The organism is Bacteroidales bacterium (assembly GCA_035342335.1).
Classification (GTDB): Bacteria; Bacteroidota; Bacteroidia; order Bacteroidales; family JAGONC01; genus JAGONC01.
In genome coordinates this window covers 17,271-29,979 of the sequence record DAOQWY010000021.1, presented here as the reverse complement: position 1 = coordinate 29,979, position 12,709 = coordinate 17,271, and the positions used below count along the sequence as shown (strand labels likewise).

General features: G+C 49.5%; 12 protein-coding genes. 1 reads left to right on the top strand and 11 read right to left on the bottom strand.

The features are described 5' to 3' along the window. Positions 1–110: 110 nt before the first annotated feature. The 3 genes from PKI34_10490 to PKI34_10480 form a co-directional block, all read right to left on the bottom strand. Positions 111–854: a peroxiredoxin gene (locus PKI34_10490; GenBank protein HNS18236.1), complete on the bottom strand. Its 744-nt coding sequence runs from the start codon at positions 852–854 to the stop codon at positions 111–113. A gap of 123 nt (positions 855–977) precedes the next feature. Continuing rightward, entirely contained in the window at positions 978–2,279 is a 1,302-nt protein-coding gene (locus tag PKI34_10485) for an MATE family efflux transporter (GenBank protein HNS18235.1), read from the bottom strand. Positions 2,280–2,333: 54 nt separating this feature from the next. Beyond that, complete coding sequence (locus PKI34_10480; protein HNS18234.1) at positions 2,334–2,843, bottom strand: glutathione peroxidase; 510 nt, start codon at positions 2,841–2,843, stop codon at positions 2,334–2,336. 232 nt (positions 2,844–3,075) lie between these two features. Between PKI34_10480 and PKI34_10475 the strand changes: the two genes are divergently transcribed. Continuing rightward, a complete protein-coding gene (locus tag PKI34_10475) occupies positions 3,076–4,368 on the top strand; it encodes an MFS transporter (GenBank protein ID HNS18233.1) in 1,293 nt (430 codons plus the stop codon). Positions 4,369–4,553: 185 nt separating this feature from the next. Here the strand turns inward: PKI34_10475 and PKI34_10470 are convergent, their stop codons facing one another. From PKI34_10470 to PKI34_10435, 8 genes are all read right to left on the bottom strand, one after another. Beyond that, positions 4,554–5,459, bottom strand: a complete 906-nt coding sequence (locus PKI34_10470; protein HNS18232.1) for an ion transporter — start codon at positions 5,457–5,459, stop codon at positions 4,554–4,556. A 41-nt stretch (positions 5,460–5,500) separates the two neighbouring features. Beyond that, positions 5,501–6,271, bottom strand: coding sequence for a TIGR02757 family protein (locus tag PKI34_10465; GenBank protein HNS18231.1), 771 nt, complete (start codon positions 6,269–6,271; stop codon positions 5,501–5,503). Positions 6,272–6,277: 6 nt separating this feature from the next. Beyond that, positions 6,278–6,826: a 2-oxoacid:acceptor oxidoreductase family protein gene (locus PKI34_10460; GenBank protein ID HNS18230.1), complete on the bottom strand. Its 549-nt coding sequence runs from the start codon at positions 6,824–6,826 to the stop codon at positions 6,278–6,280. 36 nt (positions 6,827–6,862) lie between these two features. Beyond that, positions 6,863–7,651, bottom strand: coding sequence for a thiamine pyrophosphate-dependent enzyme (locus PKI34_10455; GenBank protein ID HNS18229.1), 789 nt, complete (start codon positions 7,649–7,651; stop codon positions 6,863–6,865). Next, a complete protein-coding gene (locus PKI34_10450) occupies positions 7,644–8,741 on the bottom strand; it encodes a 3-methyl-2-oxobutanoate dehydrogenase subunit VorB (protein HNS18228.1) in 1,098 nt (365 codons plus the stop codon). The genes PKI34_10455 and PKI34_10450 overlap by 8 nt, the downstream gene beginning before the upstream one ends. A gap of 4 nt (positions 8,742–8,745) precedes the next feature. After that, entirely contained in the window at positions 8,746–8,988 is a 243-nt protein-coding gene (locus PKI34_10445; protein HNS18227.1) for a ferredoxin family protein, read from the bottom strand. 242 nt (positions 8,989–9,230) lie between these two features. Continuing rightward, positions 9,231–10,547, bottom strand: coding sequence for a pyridoxal phosphate-dependent aminotransferase (locus tag PKI34_10440; GenBank protein ID HNS18226.1), 1,317 nt, complete (start codon positions 10,545–10,547; stop codon positions 9,231–9,233). A gap of 98 nt (positions 10,548–10,645) precedes the next feature. Further along, the gene (locus PKI34_10435) at positions 10,646–12,703 is read right to left on the bottom strand and encodes an acetate--CoA ligase family protein (protein ID HNS18225.1); all 2,058 of its coding nucleotides are present in this window, start codon (positions 12,701–12,703) and stop codon (positions 10,646–10,648) included. Positions 12,704–12,709 lie beyond the last annotated feature (6 nt).

Sequence of the window (12,709 nt, the reverse complement as noted above, 5' to 3'; positions counted from 1 at the left end):
CTGTACCCTGTACTTTGCGGCCCCGTCATCCCGAACGAAGTGAGGGACCTGTACCTTGTACTTTGCGGCCCCGTCATCCCGAACGAAGTGAGGGACCTGTCTCCTGTTGATCACTCCAGCTTCTTAAAGCAAAAATACCAGTCCAGACAACGGATGTCCCCACGTTTGTAAGCCTCTTCGCGCCATTTGGCAGCCTCGATGGTCTGAGGACTCGCTACAATGATGTCATCTCCCGGCTGCCAGGAGGCCGGTGTGTTGATATCGTATTTATCCACAGCCTGCAACGCAATCAATAACCGCTCGATCTCTTCCATGTTCCGCCCCACAGTCTGGGGATAATAGAGAATGGCCCGAACTGCATTGGCAGGATCGATGATGTAGACCGCACGAACGGTTCGGGTTGACATTGCATGCGGATGCACCATGCCAAACATCCTGGAAACTTCCATCCTGACATCCGAAATGATCGGGAACCGGATCTGAATGCCCTTTTGGCCTTTATACTCCAGGTTCTCCATCGAGGCTATCCAGTCCAGGTGGTTGTCATAACCGTCAACAGACAGCCCCATCAGTTCACAGTTCAGCGCCTTGAAATCATCGTGCATCAGGGCAAATTCAAGCAGTTCCGAGGTGCAGACCGGCGTGAAGTCGCCCGGATGGCTAAACAGGATCTTCCACTTTCCCGCGTAATCATCCGGGAAGTACATGATACCCTGCGAAGTGGCTACCTTGAATGAGGGTACCGTGTCCCCGATCAGCAGTGGATAGGAGGTGCCTGGTTGAGCGTACGTGCTTAATTTGGATAAAACTATGAGAGAAATACTCAATAACGACCATACAATTCGATGTTTCATCTTGGTTAAATTATATTATACTATTACAGTAACAGGGAATGACAGGAAAAGTTGCAAGCAGGAACGTTAATGTTATGTTAAAAAAGTGGCAGGATTAGCCGCCGACCGCTGACCGCCGACCGTTTACCGCCTACCGGTCATCAGTATCTTCCTGGCGTAAATGCTCAGCATCACCCCGCGCGTAACCATGAACAACAGCATCGCCAGCCAGAGCCCGTGGTTGCCGATGGTTCCCCTGGAAATGAAATACACCGGAAGAAATACAAGGAACGTGGCGACGAACAACGTGTTCCGCAAGGGTGCGGCAGTCGTGGCCCCGATAAATATGCCGTCCCAGATAAAGGCAGCGAAAGATAGAAAGGGAACCAGCACCACCCAGGGCATATAATCTCTCGACAGGGTGATCAACTCCCGGTTGTTTGTCAGTATGCTGAGAATGGGCTCGTTCCAGACCAGGTAAATGATCGTAAAGGGAATGCTCAGGAAAAATCCCCAGGCGAAAAGACGCCGGATCACCGATCGTAACCGTACGGGATCTTTTGCACCGGTAAATTTCCCCACCAGTGACTCGGCTGCATAGGCAAACCCGTCGATAAAATAGGAGAATATGAACAGAAACTGAAGGAGCAGCGTGTTCACCGCCAGTATGCTGTCGTTTTCGGCAGCGGAGCGCGCTGTAAAGAAGGAAAAGGTGACGATCAGGAACAGGGTGCGGAGAAGGATATCTTTGTTGACCAGGAAGAATCTTTTGAAGCCAGCCCATTGTTTCAGCGCTGCGAACCTGAAACGTTTCAGTAGTTTTGAATAATAGCGCAGGAAAAACAAAATGGCCAGGATGAGCCCGCCGTACTGTCCAAGCAATGATCCCAGTGCCACGCCTTCCACCTTCATTTCGAAACCATAGACAAACAGGAAGTTCAATCCGATGTTGAGCACGTTGATCAGTAAGGTGACCATCATGGTGAGGCGGGCGTTCTGCATCCCCAGGAACCAGCCGGTGAAGGCATACAGGCAAAGGGTGGCCGGCGCCGACCAGATCCGGATGGAGTAGTACTGTGTGGCAAGAGTTTCAACCTCCGCACTTCCGTGGATCAGGTAAAAGCTCAGTAATACGATTGGCTTTTGAAGAACGACAATGAGCAGCCCTGCACCCAGCGCGACCACAAGTGACCGTGCCAGGATGGTGATCATTTCACCAAGATCCCTTGCTCCGTAAGCCTGTGCGGTAAAACCGCTGGTGCCCATCCGCAGGAATCCGAAGCCCCAGAAAATGAAATTGAAAATGATGACCCCCAGGGCAATGGCCCCGACATAGATCTCGGATCCGAGATGCCCCATAATGGCAAGGTCAACCATTCCCAAAAGAGGAATGGTGACGTTACTAATGATGTTGGGGATGGCCAGCCGAAGAATCTGCCGGTTCACTGCTCGGTATTTTCTCAGCTAAGGTATGAATTTGGCAGACCCATCTGCCGGATCTTATTCGTTAATCCAGTTGATGATTTTTTCCGTAAAAGGCTTCTCTTTCGGAGGCACCATATCCACCAGGTGTCCGTTCTCGTCGATCATGAACTTCTGGAAGTTCCAGGAGACCTTGGCATCCATGATTCCATTCAGCTCTTTGGTCGTCAGCCACTTGTACAGAGGGTGAATGTCATCACCCTTCACGGAGATCTTGGCCATCATGGGGAAAGTTACGCCATAATTGACTTGGCAGAAATTCTGGATTTCATCATTCGTGCCGGGCTCCTGTCCCATGAAGTTATTGGCCGGAAAACCGATGATCGTAAACTTGTCGCCGCCGTATTGCTGATAAAGTTTCTCCAGATCGGCATATTGAGGTGTCAATCCACATTTGGAAGCGGTGTTGACCACGAGTACTTTTTTGCCTTTGAACTGGCTCAGGGAAATCGTTTGCCCGTCAATGGTCTGAACGGTGAAATCGTGGAATGTCTTGCCTGGCTGAGCTGCTAAGGTAAACGATGTCATAAGCAATGTCGATAAAATTATCAGTTTCATAACGCTAAAATAGGATAGGTTCATGCTTTTAGATAATGGTGTTAAATGATCATTTAAACGGGTTTTGGTTCAATTTGTTCAATGACTGTGAAATTTTTAACATGGGCTGCCTTAATGCATGCCGATGTCAAAATTGACGATTTTCAGGTAAATGAATTCCGTTTCCTGAATTTCCCTAAATTTCGGGCCGAAACGAACAGGTATGGAACTGCTGCGATTAGCCTTGACTCCCCTCGAAAAGAAAACGTTCCGTCTCCATATCGCCTACTCCGCTATCGAAGGGATCATCCTCGGAGTGCTGGCTCTGAATGAATTCGTCTTTATCAAGAGCCTCAAAGGCTCCAGCTATCAGCTGGGCATTCTTTTTCAGTTTTCGGTGATCGTTTACCTGCTGCTGATCGTGGCCAATGAGTTTCTGCGGAGGATCCAGAACAAAAGGAAATTGTTGATGATCACCGCTGTGTTGACCAGGTTGCCACTCTGTTTGCTGGTATTCTTTCCACGAACGCCTGAAATCTACACGAATGGCATGGCCTATCACATCCTCTTTCTGACCATTTTCCTGTTTTACTATCTGTCGACCCCCATTGTCTATCCTCTGGTCACGTTGTTTCTGAAATCCAATTACGCCCATCATCATTTTGGCAGGTTGTATGGAATTGCCACCGCACTCAACAAACTCATCCTGATCATCACTACCTTCGTGTACGGTCTGATCCTCGACTGGAACCACTATTCCTTTACCTGGGTATTCCCTGTCGTTGCAGTTCTGGGGATTTTTTCCATCCATCTGCTTTCCCGGATTGATCATTCGGATGCCCTTCCGGATACGGCCCGGCAGACATTTCAACGTTCTGTAAGGGACTCGGTTGCCAAGATGATCCGTATTTTGCGTACCAACAAACCTTTCCGGAATTTTGAGCTGGCCTTTATGATCTACGGATTCGGATACATGATCTCCATTGCGTTGATCGTCCTTTTTTATGAAGAGGCATTGCATCTGAACTACTCCAGTGTGGCATTCTACCGGAATGGCTATACGCTTCTTTCCATTCTGCTATTGCCATTTTTCGGCCGATTGCTGGGGTTGATGGATCCCCGGAAGTTCGGAGCCTACACGTTTACTGCTCTCTTTCTGGCTCTGCTGTTCGTGGTGCTGACAAAATACTTTCCACTCAGCTTTAATTTTAGCGACATAAAGATTTTTTACACCCTTCTCTTTTTCGTAATCCTGTTTGGAGTTTTTGATGCGATGATGGCTTTGCTCTGGTACATAGGTCCGGCGTACTTTTGCCCCCGCGAGGAAACAGCCGACTATCAGGCTGTTCACCTTGCACTGACCGGTATCCGCGGGGTCTTTGCCCCTCTGGTGGGGGTGATGTTTTACGAGTGGATCGGATTCACCGGCGCTTTTATCATTGCCATGGTTTCACTGCTGGTCGGTATCCGGGTGGTGATGCGGTCGTACCGGAGGGAGGCGATGGGGGGGCAGTAGGCTGTCAGCTGTCAACGGTCAGCAGGTCTTCAGGTCGGTGAAAAAAATGAGCCTGGAATTTTGAACCTCTAATTTGTTTGGAAGTTAGTGCCCTGGATTTGGAATTTGTCCGGCAGCTGCCTGAAGCATTTAAAAATTATAAACGGCTCCTTGAAACGCGACGGGATAGGAGATCAGGAAAGGGTTTACTTTAGCTGACTTTGTCTTGTTTTTTCTTTTTTTTGGATAAGTTTAGCTCCGCATTTCTTACAATACACGGCTTTCGGTTCATGGTTGGCTTCACCGCACGACCAGCAGAATAATTTACTGTCGTTTGCGATCTTCTGCTTCTGCTGTGCTTTGGCCATCTCCGTTGTGATGATGCCGGTGGGTACGGCAATGATCGCATAACCGATGATCATGATCACCGATGCTATCATCTGGCCGATGGGTGTTGCCGGTGAAATATCGCCGTATCCGACGGTGGTGATGGTGACGATCGCCCAGTAGATACTTATGGGGATGCTGGTGAATCCGCTTTCCGGTCCCTCGATCAGGTACATGAAAGCTCCTACGATCACCACGATGGTGAGTATGACCTCCAGGAAAACAATGATCTTGTGCCGGCTTTCTTTCATTGCGATGACGAGAACGTTGGAGGCCGTCATAAAACGGCCCAGTTTGAGGATCCGGAAAATCCTCAGCATCCTGATGATACGGATGATGATCAGGTATTGTGATCCCCTGATCAAAAGGCTCAGATAGGTCGGCAGAACGGAAACCAGATCAACGATGCCGTAAAAACTGGTAATGTATTTTATTGGGCGGCCGATGGTCCATACCCTCAGGAGATACTCCAACGTAAAGAGAGCCGTGACGATCCACTCAATCACCCTGAGGAATCCTCCGATGGAAGCTTTGACAGAAGGGATGCTGTCGAGCATAACCACTAGAACGCTGAACAGGATCGTGATGAGCAGGATGATATCAAACCTTCTTCCGGCCGGGGTATCCGCTTCGAAGATGATTCGCCGGAGTCTGAGCCTTAGCCGCAGGATTTTGATCTTATTCACAGCCAGGTACTGCCGGATCCATTGTGTCAGTTTCATCATGTTCGTTGTTAGTGATCATCGATCATGTGCGCAAAGATAAGTCAGAAATTTTCATAGATGCCCATTCCAAACAAGGCATAATCATATCTGACCGGATCATCCGGATCCAGTTCTCTGAGTGAAGCGGTCAGTTCTTCCGTTGCCTGCCAGTCGTTTTGTTTTCTGGACAGGAGTTTCAGTTTTCTTGCAACAGTTCCTGAGTGAACATCCAGCGGGCAACGGAGTTGATCCATCCTGATCCGCTTCCAGAGGCCGAAATCCACACCTCTGTCATCCTTTCTCACCATCCAGCGCAGGAACATATTCAGACGTTTTGCAGCAGAACCCTTGCAGGGATCAGGAAGATGTTTGTTTGTGCGTGGCAGATGAGGGGATTCAAAAAATCTTTGTCTTGCCCGGGAGATAGCTGTCCCCATGTCCATTTGTCTTTCAGGATAAGAGGGACTGAACAGCTTCTCAAGACCACCCCCGGCAAGGTATGTTTTCTGGAGTGATTGCACGAAATACAGGCAGTCGTCGCCGTTGAAGGTCCTGTGAACGAAAGACAGAAGCCTTTTCTGATCTTCCTCCGTGGAATTCATGATGTAATCGTATGGAGCATCGTCCATCAGGGCCATCCATCTGCTGGCATTCCGGATGGTGGTTTTGCGTTGACCCCACGAAAGGATGGCTGTCAGGAAGCCTGCAATTTCGATGTCTTCTTTCTTATGGTACCGATGGGGTATCGAAACAGGATCGTCGGGGATGAATTCCGGTCGGTTGTAAAGGTCGGCTTTATAATCCAGAAGGGATTTCAGGACATTCGTGGTCATTTAAAATCACACCTTGATTTCCTCGATGATCTCCATGCCGCGCAGGATCGCTTTTTCGTTATCAGGAATCAGGTTGTGATAGCGATGTGGCAGGGATTTTTTAAGGCCAAGGATGACATTTTCAAGCTTGACCACGGGTTTCACTTTCAGGTATCCTCCCAGGACGATCATATTGAAAATTTTTGCAAGGCCGAGCCGGGCCGCCTCATCCGCCGCATCGATACGGTAAATCCTGATGTCGTTGCGGGTGGGATGTCGCGAAATGCCATTCCCGTCATAGATCAGAACGCCGCCGGGTTTGACGCAGGGCTCAAATTTATCCATGGATTGCTGATTGAGGATGATGGCCGTATCGTAAAAGTTCAGTATGGGAGAGCTGATCCGTTCATCGCTGAGGATAACGGTCACATTGGCTGTTCCGCCGCGCATTTCCGGACCGTAGGATGGCATCCAGCTTACCTCATGATCCTGCATGATTCCGGAATAGGCCAGGATTTTACCCATCGACAGAACACCCTGTCCTCCAAAGCCGGCAATGATGATTTCTTCGGTCATATGATGAATTTTTTGCTTCAGACTTCAAGCTTGCAGCTATTTTACTAATTTCCCGTCCACCTTCAAATCTCCCAGCGGGAAGAACGGGAACATATTTTCTTCCATCCAGTGGTTGGCATCCACGGGTCTCATTTTCCATCCCGAGTTGCAGTTGGAGACGATTTCCACGAAGGAGATGCCTCCTTTTTTGTTTTTTTGGTTCTCAAAGGCCATCCGGATTGCCTTTTTGGCCTTACGCACCGCGGCAGGTGTATGAACCGCCTGCCGGGAGACGAAATAGGTTCCTGGAAGGGTAGCAATCACATCGGTCATTTTAAGGGGATAACCCATTGTTTGCACATCACGCCCATAGGGGCTGGTGGAAGATTTCATGCCTTCCAGGGTCGTGGGTGCCATCTGGCCCCCGGTCATGCCATAGATGCCGTTGTTGATGAAGACCATCGTGAAATTCTCTCCCCTGTTGCAAACGTGAATGGTTTCGGCTGTACCGATGGCTGCAAGGTCGCCATCACCCTGATAAGTGAAAACGATCCTGTCGGGCCAGGTTCTTTTGATACCGGTTGCCAGCGCGGGTGCCCTTCCGTGAGCAGCCTGTTGCATGTCGACGTTCATGAAGTCATAAGCCAGAACGGAGCATCCGACCGGACAAACCCCGATGGTTTGTTCCTGAAGCCCCATTTCATCAATGACTTCCATGATGATCCGGTGGGAAGTGCCGTGACCGCAGCCAGGGCAATAACTCAGGATGTTATCGGTCATCAGGGACGTTTTCTTATAGACCAGGTTCTCAGGCCGGATGATGTCTTCCATTTTTAGTTCAGCCATTACAATCTTCTCCTATAACTTTTTCTTTGAGGACTCCGAGGATTTCCTCCGGGGTGTAGATCATTCCTCCCATTCGACCATAAAATTCCACGTTCACTTTACCTTCTACGGCCAGACGCACATCTTCGACCATTTGTCCCGCGCTCAGCTCGACCGTGAGTATGCCTTTCAGCTGGTGGGTAAGTTCGTTGATCTGTTTTGTCGGGAATGGCCATAAAGTGATGGGTCGGAGCAGACCAAGCCTGATTCCCTGTTCCCTGGCCAGATCGAGGGTTTTCTGTGCGATCCGTGCACTGGATCCATAAGCCACGATGAGGTATTCAGCATCCTCGCAGGCGATCTTTTCGCAGCGGACTTCCTTCTCCCGGATGATGGTGTATTTCTGTTGAAGCCTGATGTTCCGTTTTTCCTGAACAGCGGCCTGAAGGTCAAGGGAGGTGACAATATTGCGCTCCCTGTTTTTGGATTTACCGGTCGTTGCCCAGGGTGACATTTTAATGATTTCTTCTTCGGTCCACCGGGGGATCGGGTCAAACAGGACCACTTTTTCCATCATTTGCCCGATGACCCCGTCGGAGAGGATCATGGCGGGATTACGGTATTTGAAGGCAAGTTCAAAGGCAAGTTTCACGAAGTCCGACATTTCCTGGACAGAGGCCGGTGCCAGGACGATCAGCCGGTAATCCCCGTGCCCGCCACCTTTGGTTGCCTGGAAGTAATCGGCCTGGGAAGGCTGGATTGTGCCGAGACCCGGGCCACCCCTGACAACATTCACCATCACGCAGGGAAGTTCCGCTCCTGCAATATAGGAGACTCCTTCCATCATCAGACTCACACCCGGACTTGACGAGGAGGTCATCACCTTTTTGCCGGTGCCTGCACCACCATAAACCATATTGATGGAGGCTACTTCACTTTCAGCCTGGAGAACGACCATTCCTGTCCGTTCATAAGGCTTTTCGGCCATCAGGTATTCGATGACTTCCGACTGAGGGGTGATCGGATATCCAAAATAGGCATCCACACCGGCACGTATTGCTGCTTCACCGATCGCCTCGTTGCCTTTCATTAAACGTAATTCACCCATGATTCATTTATTTAACCGTTTCAGCTTCTACTTTCATTCTGTAAACCGTGATCACTCCATCCGGACACACGATGGCACAATTCGTGCATCCTGTGCACGCTTCCGGATTTTTCATGTACGTGTACCGATATCCCTTGCTGTTGACCTGGTTGGAAAGCCCGATCACTTCCGTAGGGCACGCTTCGATGCAGACCTCGCATCCTTTGCATTTTTCGATATCGATAACGATTGCACCCCGAACTTTTGCCATTCACTTGAAATTTTTAAAGATTAGAAAGTTTGTTACAAGCTACAAGCCTCAAGCTATGTAGTTACGGAATTCTGTCTGCATTTTGAAAACTTGCAGCTTGCAGCTTTTTATTATCACGTTGCGAAGTTACGGATTTTCACTGAATCGGAAAGTTAAAAGAGAGAAGAAATATTTTTAGGAAGCGTGAAGCATGTACTATTTACTATTTCATCTTACCTTCTTCATACTCCATTTTCACATCATCAAAGCGGATGATTCTCTCTGAACTTTTTCAGCCTGGTTTCAAGGTCGGGAAACTGGGATTCTTTGACCAGAGATACACAGGCGCGGGCCCCTTCAGAACGCTCACTGCCGCAGATCGTCAATGAGATGGCGCTGATCCCGTGATAGATCAGTTCACGCATCAGTTCTTCACCATCCATTCCCGGATAGGAAAAAGTAAAATAAAACCCGTCAGCAATGGGAACGCCCTCGTCAAGGTCATACACAATCCTGAATCCGTTGTCGGTAAACAGTTTTTTCATGATCCTGGCTTTTTCACCATAGACCCTGACATCGTTGATAAGGTTGATTTCCCCGTCATTGACTGCTTTCAGCATGGCAGCCAGTCCGTACTGCGGAGAATGGGATGTGCCTGAGCTGAGCGAGTAAACCGATCCGAAGATCATGGCCGGGCCGAACTTATCGAAATAATAATACTGAAGCAGATCAGGAGAGCGCAAATTGTAGACCTTGTCGGAGATCACCATCATTCCAATGCGCTGGCCGGCATAACTGAACACCTTGGAGCTGGAGATGAGTAAAATGTAATTATCGGTGTACTGTGTGGCGGAAGGTTGATAGGGTGGATGTCCCGGAACGGAATAGTCATTGCGGAAATCCATTGCAAAATAGGCCAGGTCCTCCACCACGATCACATCGTACTGGTTGGCAAGCTCACCGATGATCCGTAATTCTTTCTCGGTGAAACATACCCATGAGGGATTGTTGGGATTGGAATACAGGATACTTGAAATATTTCCCTTCTCAAGGTAGGATTCGAGTTTTGCTTTCAGTTTGTCGCCCCTGTAATTGTACACATCAAACGCCTGGACGGGAATACCCAGTACCATGTGTTGCTGCTTATGGACAGGAAAACAGGGGTCGATCGATAAAGTCGTGTTTTTCTCCTTATGGATCCGGTTGACGGTCATAAAAGTGGCAAATCCACCCTGCATGGATCCGACCGTTGGAATGCATCCGTCGAGACTCACCTCCAGGTTCAGAAAAAGCTTTACAAACCTGGCGATCTCACTTTTTAGTTCAGGAATTCCGTAAATGTCGGGGTAAATGGCAGCAATTCCCGTCCTGAGTGCTTTGATCTCGGCCTCAATGCCGATCTTGGAGGGAGGCAATCCCGGCACTCCCATTTCCATGCGTACGTATTTTTCACCCGTTGCGGTTTCAATATCATCCACCAGCTTTTTGATCATCCGGATGGTCGCCCTTTCAAGACTGGAGATTTTACTTTCATTTATTTTCCGGGTAACGACATCGTAATTAATAGGGGTATCTCTCATCTCTTTTCGCTTTGTTAAGTAAAACAGAATAAGGTCAAGCCTGCAAAGGTATGAAATTAATATCACAGGGAAAGGGAGGGGATTCGCTCCGAACCGGTTTACTTTTCAATGCGGATCCTGGCATCCACGGTCAGGATGGAATCCTGGAAGGCCATCAGTGGATTCAGGTCCATTTCCTTGATTTCGGGAGCGGCTGTTACCAGGGCTGCCACACGGGCAACGATCTCTGCAAAAACGTTTTCGTCGACGCCTGCACGGCCGCGTACGCCTTTAAGGAGCCTGTATCCTTTCAGGTTCCGGATCATCCACAGCGCCTGATCGTGGCTCAGAGGTGCCAGAGCTGCCTGGAAATCCTGCAGGACCTCAATGAAGATCCCTCCGAATCCACTCAGCACCAGGTGCCCGAACCCGGGATCCTCTTTTGCGCCAATGAAAAGCTCCATTCCCTTTGTCATCGATTGGACAAGGACACTGTGGGCACCTCCGATGGACATCAGCTCCCTGAAAGCCTGCAGGGCGAGTGAATAACCTGTGATGTTCAGTTTCACCCCGCCAAGATCGGATTTATGCAAGAGTCCGCCTGCTTTCATGGCCACGGGAAATCCGATGTGACGGCAGGCATCGGTGACTTCCTTTTCCTCCGTAACGATGATTTCGGCTATCCTCGGGATCCCGGCAGCATCCAGCAGTTTCTGCAGGCTGGTCTGAGGCAGGTAGCCGGATGATGCCCCCTGGATGATCGTGCGGATCGTTGTGAAATCAATTTCAGGGTAGGTGGCTTTTTCGGGTATGGATAATTTTTTCAGGTAGATCCTCGACAGCATGTTGCCCAGGATGACCTCTTCGGGAAAGCATATTCTTCCTTTTGAGATGAATTCGTTAACTTCCTCTGCGGCTGTCGTTATGGAGGGTAAAACGGGAAAGATCGGCTTGGTGGCACTGGCCATTTTGCGGTCCAGCAGATCATATACACCGAAGAGCCTTTGCAGTCCGGGAGTTCCAAAGATGACCACCATCCCGTCGATGGTTTCTACATCGCGGTCGATGGTATCAATGATCATCCCGAGCTGTTCGGCGGTGCCCGTTGCCAAAAAGTCGACCGGGTTGGCTATGGATGAACCCGGGAAAAGTTTTTGTTTCAGCTCCTCAAGGGCGGGACCACCTAAATGCGGAACTTTCATTCCGTCTTTTTCCAGTGCATCCGTTAGCATGACAGCGGGTCCGCCGGCGTGGGTTATGATCGCAATGTTTTTCCCTTTCAGCTCCGGGTGCATGAAGATACAGGCTGCCGTGATCAGCTCTTCCCGTCCGAAGCATCTGATGATGCCGGCTTTTGCAAACAGGGCATCCACTGCCAGGTCCGAGCTCGCCAGTGCACCGGTATGCGAAGAGGCAGCACGGCTTCCGGCCTCGGAAGCCCCTGCCTTGATGGCCGCAATTTTACACCCCTTCCTCACGAGCGAGGAGGCGTGCTTAAGCAATAATTTTGGATTGCGTATATTTTCGATATACAATAGAATGACGCGTGAACTGTTCACGGGATCAAAGCTCTCATCCAGGTACTGCACCACCTCTTCCACGCCGGTCTGGGCACTGTTGCCGACGGAAAAAACCCCGGAGAACGTCAATCCCTTTGGAATTCCCAGCTCCATGATGAAACAAGCCGTTGCTCCTGACCCTGAGATCAGGATACATCCGCCGGGAGAAAGCTTGGGTATGGGAAGAGTGAAAATACTCTGGTGGTCAAGGGTCAGTATTCCGGTGCAGTTGGGACCGATGAGGACTGCATTCACTGCATTGACCGCTTCCACTAATTTTTTTTCCAGCAGTTTCCCTTCCTGGCTTTCCTCGCTGAAACCGGCCGAAATCACGATGAAAGCCTTTGTTTTCTTATTTTTCCCAAGGTATTCGACCGTTTCCGGAACAAAACGGGCAGCGATCGCAATCACGGCAAGATCCGTATCGGGAAGGGAGGCAATGTCCTGATAACAGGCGATGCCCTGGATGGTCTTTTCCTTTGGATTCACAACATACAGCTCTCCCCTGAAGCTCCCCTCCGCGATATTTTTCACGACTTTTCCTCCCGGTTTGGACAGATCGTTTGAGCCACCAATGACCGCAATACGTTGAGGTTTGAGTAACTGTTTGTTAATCATCATATT

What these genes read in the sequence shown, in the direction of transcription:
- PKI34_10490 (HNS18236.1), bottom strand. Translation starts at nt 854, where the DNA reads ATGAAACATCGAATTGTATGGTCGTTATTGAGTATTTCTCTCATAGTT.
- PKI34_10480 (HNS18234.1), bottom strand. Translation starts at nt 2,843, where the DNA reads ATGACATCGTTTACCTTAGCAGCTCAGCCAGGCAAGACATTCCACGAT.
- PKI34_10475 (HNS18233.1), top strand. Translation starts at nt 3,076, where the DNA reads ATGGAACTGCTGCGATTAGCCTTGACTCCCCTCGAAAAGAAAACGTTC.
- PKI34_10470 (HNS18232.1), bottom strand. Translation starts at nt 5,459, where the DNA reads ATGATGAAACTGACACAATGGATCCGGCAGTACCTGGCTGTGAATAAG.
- PKI34_10465 (HNS18231.1), bottom strand. Translation starts at nt 6,271, where the DNA reads ATGACCACGAATGTCCTGAAATCCCTTCTGGATTATAAAGCCGACCTT.
- PKI34_10460 (HNS18230.1), bottom strand. Translation starts at nt 6,826, where the DNA reads ATGACCGAAGAAATCATCATTGCCGGCTTTGGAGGACAGGGTGTTCTG.
- PKI34_10455 (HNS18229.1), bottom strand. Translation starts at nt 7,651, where the DNA reads ATGGCTGAACTAAAAATGGAAGACATCATCCGGCCTGAGAACCTGGTC.
- PKI34_10445 (HNS18227.1), bottom strand. Translation starts at nt 8,988, where the DNA reads ATGGCAAAAGTTCGGGGTGCAATCGTTATCGATATCGAAAAATGCAAA.
- PKI34_10440 (HNS18226.1), bottom strand. Translation starts at nt 10,547, where the DNA reads ATGAGAGATACCCCTATTAATTACGATGTCGTTACCCGGAAAATAAAT.
- PKI34_10435 (HNS18225.1), bottom strand. Translation starts at nt 12,703, where the DNA reads ATGATTAACAAACAGTTACTCAAACCTCAACGTATTGCGGTCATTGGT.